Origin of the sequence: Nocardia sp. JMUB6875 (assembly GCF_041154655.1) — a bacterium.
Lineage (GTDB): Bacteria > Actinomycetota > Actinomycetes > Mycobacteriales > Mycobacteriaceae > Nocardia.
This window is the reverse complement of record NZ_BAAFGR010000310.1, coordinates 1-4,822: the sequence shown is the minus strand read 5'-3', so window position 1 is coordinate 4,822 and position 4,822 is coordinate 1. Positions and strand designations below refer to the sequence as shown.

Genomic DNA, 4,822 nt, shown 5'->3' with positions numbered 1-4,822 from the left:
CGTCCACCCCGAAGGCATCTACTTTGCCCTCCAACACTATTCACAACTCTTCCCCAACAAACCCCTGTGGATAGTCGAGAACGGCATCCCCACCAATAACGCCACCCTTCGCCCCGACGGCTACACCCGCTCCGCCCATCTCCGCGACACGGTGTACTGGCTCCAACGAGCCAAATCCGACGGCATGAACGTAATCGGCTACAACTACTGGAGCCTCACCGACAACTACGAATGGTCCTCCTACACCCCCCGCTTCGGCCTCTACACAGTCAACGCCCTAACCGACCCAACCTTGACCCGAACCCCCACAGACGCAGTCCCCACCTACCAAGAAATCATCGCCGCCAACGGCCTTCCGCCCAACTACCTCCCATCCCGGGCCCCCACCGACTGCGACCTGGTAGACCCCCCCGCCAGCTGCGCCACCCCGGTCACCGCCCCCTGACTCAGCCCAACTCGCCGGTGGCGAACGAACAAATGTTCGTCACCGGCGAGTCGTTGTCGGGATCGGTCTAACCTCGACGGCGTTGGTAGCGGTTCTTCGATATCAGCTGCGAATCAGGGGGTGTTTGCCTTGGCGATGCCAGTACCAGAGCTGGACAATTCGACTATGCACGTGCCCGCCTCCGATCGCTGGACCGCCGCCGATCTCGATCATCTCCCCGAGAACGGACTCAGGTACGAGGTCCTGAATGGTCAGCTCATCGTGAACGCCGCCCCGAAACCGATACACCAACGGTTCGTACAGGTGCTGGGACGCATTCTCGAACTAGCGATGCCCGACGGGGATTCGATGATGCTCGGCGTCGGGGTGCTGATCGGCGACGATGAGCCGATTCCGGACATCACGGTCTGCACGGGACCCGTCGGGTGGGATGACCGTGGGATACCGGCCACGCAGGTCAAGCTGGTCGTGGAGGTGGTTTCCCGGTCGACCGCCGTCATGGACCGGCGAGTCAAGCCGGAACTCTACGCCGATGCCGGTATCCCGAATTACTGGCGAATCGAAACCAGCCGCTTCAAGGGACAGCTGCCCACCGAGGAACTGCCGGTCATATTCGCCTACACCCTCGGCAACGATGGCGAGTACAAGGAGATCCATCGCTGTGCCGCAGGCAAAGAAGCAAACCTGACCACCCCATTCGACGTCACCCTGGACCCCGCAACTTTGCTGCCCTAGCCGAATCGCGCGCTGCGGACAGGCGCTACCGGCTACCCGTCCGGTACCGAAAGGAGTGGGAGGAACTCGTGGCCATGGCAATCGAGAACTACCACTGGGACAGATCCTGGCCAGCACCCGACACGTCGTGAACTTCAGATAGCCCGGCGCGTGGCGAGGAGTTCGGTCCAGCGGCGGAGGAGCAGGGCGGTGTAGGCGGGGGCCGGGATGGTGTAAGCACCCAAGGCGTAGGCGTCGTTTACTTCTATGAGGGCTGTTTCGCCTGTTTTCAGGATGCCGAAGTCGATGGCGTAGGCGGCGGGGGCGGGGCCGTTGTGGTGGTAGGTGGATATTGCGGATTCGATGACGGTCAGGTCTGGGAGGAGGGTGGGGTCACCGTCGTAGTGATCGACCGAGATAACTCGGTGGTCAGATACGTAGATTCGGTATTCGGAGAGCCAGGAGACCGGTTCGGAACACCAAACTCGTTGGCGGCGACTGGTATTGCCCAGGGCGGCGATATCTCGCTCCGAGTAGAACATCGCGCCGGGGAAGCCCTTGCGCCGATCCGCTGGCTTGATGAAAATTGGCGGTAGGGAGCCGATTTCGAATTGCTGTTCGACATCGGCCAGAGTGGAGATCCAAACCTTCCGGTACATGAATCCGCGTAGGCAGTCCGGATAGTCGTCGGGATTGGGTATCGGGATCCCCAACTGACGCATGGCCCCGTGCATCGCGTCCATGTCGCCCGCGATGAACGTGTCCGGCCCGAGTGGCAACTCGCGGCGGTGGACGCGTTTGATCGTGTAATGCCGGATCGGAATACCGCGCTGCGCAAGGCCTTCCGACAGCAGACCCTCCTCGTGGCGCATCGGACCTTTTCCGGAGTACTGGAGGAACGCGGTGGTGATCATGGCCCCACCATGATGCACCGCTGACCACCCGAGGTGGATGTTCAGCGATCACTGGGCGATGTCGACACCGTAGCCGCGGGCCAATGCGGCCAGGTCGGAGGTGTAGCCCTGGCCGACCGCGCGCAATCGCCAGCTGGTGCCGCGCAGATAGATCTCTGCGAGTACGAGGGTCCGTTCTTCGGTTGCGGCGTCGAGGGCCGAGCGCGCGAAGGGTCCGGCTTCCGTGCCCGGTTCGCTTTCGATCTCGATGGCTCCCAGGTCACCGAAGGTGAATGCATCGCCGTCGATTGCGGCCGCGACAACGATGCGCTGACAGTATTCGGGCACCGAATCGAGATCGATGGTGATGGATTGTTCGCTCGGTCCGTCGACGGTCAGTCGGGCGCCGTGGGTTTCGGGCTGGTTGTAGAAGATGAAGTCTTCGTCGGTCGTCACTCGCTCGGTGTTGTCCAGTAGGAAAGCCACCACATCGACCTCTGCCGGCACGCTCTGCCGCCAGGAAGCGCGTAGCGTCCATTCGCAGCCATGCTCGACGATGGGGAGGTTGATGACTTGCCCCTGGGCGAGAACCCGTGCATCCATTGTGGACTCGGCGCTGACCGTCGTGCTCTGTCCCGCGGCACCTGCCTCTTCTCCGAGAATTTCCAGGCCGTGAACCGGAAGGCCGAGTTCGGCCGCCTTCTTGCTTCTGGGGTCGTTCTCTGCGCCGGGAAGTGCGAGTACGTCGGTCACACTTGCCGACATGTTCACGGCGGCCGAGCCGCCTAGTTCCACTATGCGCTTGCGTATTTCGGTCGCCTGCCGATGGACGCCGCCGAGCACGAGGATGCGGCGACCGCTCAATGGTCCGACCGTGCTGCGGGCCCGCTGTGGGGATGCCTTGGTAGATAGCGGATCCGGCTGTGGCGGTGTACCTTTCGGCCTGCCGGGCGCGACATTGTTCAGCATCTCCAGGAATCGAGCCTCGCTCACGATCGGTGTCCCGAAGTCGCGGGCATTCACCACCTTGGCCGAAGTCGAACACGGGTCGTTGGCTACGAGCAGGCTGGTGCGCCGACTGACGGCGCCGGTGACATCGAGACCGACGGCTTCCGCGCGATCCACCAGCTCATTCCGATCGGTACGGGTATCGCCACTCACCGCGACCTTCATGCCTTGTACGAGGCCACGGCTTTCCTCGAACGTCCCGGCATACGTGTATCTGCACGGTGTTTTCGCTTTGCCACGCCAGAGGTGTCGGTTGGCGTCCTTCGGCGGACATTGCAGCAAGGGTGGTGCCACCCCGAGCCGAAGGGCATCCGAGATCAACCGACGCAATACACCCGCCAGTACCCGGGTGTCGTCGAGCGCGTCATGGGCCTGCCGCTGCCGAACCCCGTAGTAGGCCGCGAGGGTGCCGAGGCGGTAATCCGGCGTGGGCAGTGCCACTCGTCGCGCGAGCGTCAGTGTGCAAAGCCGTTGGGACACAGGTAGAACAGTCCCGGCGCGCCGGAATTCTCCGGCCAGGAAGTCGTAATCGAATCGGGCGTTGTGCGCAACCATCACGCGTCCGGCCAGGAACCCGGAAAGCTGCTCGTGGATTTGCTCGAATCTTGGTGAGCCGCGAAGTTTCCGCGTGGTCAATCCGTGGATATGCACCGGTCCCGGATCGCACCCTGGATCGAGCAACGTGTGAAATTCCCGGGCGACCTCCCCATCGCGATCGAGTTCGATCGCTGCGACGGACAGCACCCGGTCGGCCCCGGCGCTCAGTCCTGAAGTCTCCACGTCCACAACCGTGAACCCCGTACCCGTGGTCCCGCCGCTCATCGTCGAATTCCCCTGCATGGGCAACACATCGGCGTTCGATCCCCGTACGTTGCACTCCGATGTCCGAATTGCGTTGCAAGTCAGAATCGTTCAGCCACAGAGGATTCGGTACCTCTCAGAGATCCTCATTCCGAAGCGCCTCGAGGTCGCCGGTCCATGTGGGGGTGCGGCGGTCGAGGTAGGCGCGGACGCCTTCCTTGGCGTCGGGGTGGGACATGAGGGTGTGGTGGAGGGCGGTTTCGGCGGTGCCGGTGGCTGTGGCGTCGCGTTCGAAGGTGGACCACAGGAGTTGTTTGGCGGCGGCTATCGAGAGGGGGGCGGTGTTGGTGGCGATATCGCGGGCCAGGGTTCGAGCGGCTTCGAGGACCTGGTCGGCGGGGAGGGATTGGGTTGCGAGGCCCCATTGTTCGGCTTGGTGGCCGGTGAAAGTGCCTCCGGTGAGGAGGAGTTGGGCGGCTCGGGAGATGCCTATGAGGCGGGGGAGGGTCCAGTGGGAGTAGGCGTCGGGGAGGATGCCTCGGCGGACTTGGGGGATGGCGTATTTGGCGTCGGTGGACATGATGCGGAGGTCGCATTGGAGGGCGAGGGTTAGGCCTATGCCTATGGCGTGGCCGTTTACGGCGGCGAGGACCGGTTTGCGGAGGCGCCAGGCGGGCGGGTTGACGCCTGCGGCGCTGAAATCGGTTGCGGGAGTGGTGAAGGTGGCGTCGCCGGGGGTGAGGTCGGCGCCGGCGCAGAAGGCGGGTGGGGTGCCGGTGAGGATGATTACGCGGACCTCGGGGTCGGCGTCGCAGGTGCGGTAGGCGTGGGAGAGTTCGGTGCCCATTTCTTTGGTGAAGGCGTTGCGGTGGGCGGGGCGGTCGAGGGTGATGGTCGCGATGCCGTCGGAGACTTCGAGGTTCAGGGTTCGGTAGGTCATCGGGCGTCCCGGGTGCGGAGG

Annotated in this window: 5 protein-coding genes; 2 read left to right on the top strand and 3 right to left on the bottom strand. The window is 63.6% G+C overall.

Annotated features, from left to right (window positions below; genetic code table 11):
- Together ACAM49_RS38840 and ACAM49_RS38835 are read left to right on the top strand one after the other, a co-directional pair.
- A partial coding sequence (locus ACAM49_RS38840) for a family 1 glycosylhydrolase (protein WP_369640510.1) occupies positions 1–445 on the top strand: 445 nt, incomplete at its 5' end.
- A gap of 165 nt (positions 446–610) precedes the next feature.
- The gene (locus tag ACAM49_RS38835; RefSeq protein ID WP_369640509.1) at positions 611–1,180 is read left to right on the top strand and encodes a Uma2 family endonuclease; all 570 of its coding nucleotides are present in this window, start codon (positions 611–613) and stop codon (positions 1,178–1,180) included.
- Between the two features lie 134 nt (positions 1,181–1,314).
- On the opposite strand, the gene ACAM49_RS38830 is transcribed toward ACAM49_RS38835, so the two are convergent.
- The 3 genes from ACAM49_RS38830 to ACAM49_RS38820 form a co-directional block, all read right to left on the bottom strand.
- The gene (locus ACAM49_RS38830; RefSeq protein WP_369640508.1) at positions 1,315–2,073 is read right to left on the bottom strand and encodes an ATP-grasp domain-containing protein; all 759 of its coding nucleotides are present in this window, start codon (positions 2,071–2,073) and stop codon (positions 1,315–1,317) included.
- Between the two features lie 48 nt (positions 2,074–2,121).
- Positions 2,122–3,882 carry an exonuclease domain-containing protein gene (locus ACAM49_RS38825; protein ID WP_369640507.1) on the bottom strand — a complete coding sequence of 587 codons (1,761 nt, stop codon included), beginning with the start codon at positions 3,880–3,882 and terminating at the stop codon, positions 2,122–2,124.
- Positions 3,883–3,997: 115 nt separating this feature from the next.
- Positions 3,998–4,801 (bottom strand): enoyl-CoA hydratase/isomerase family protein, encoded by an 804-nt coding sequence (locus ACAM49_RS38820; protein ID WP_369640506.1) that lies wholly within the window; start codon positions 4,799–4,801, stop codon positions 3,998–4,000.
- Positions 4,802–4,822: the final 21 nt, after the last annotated feature.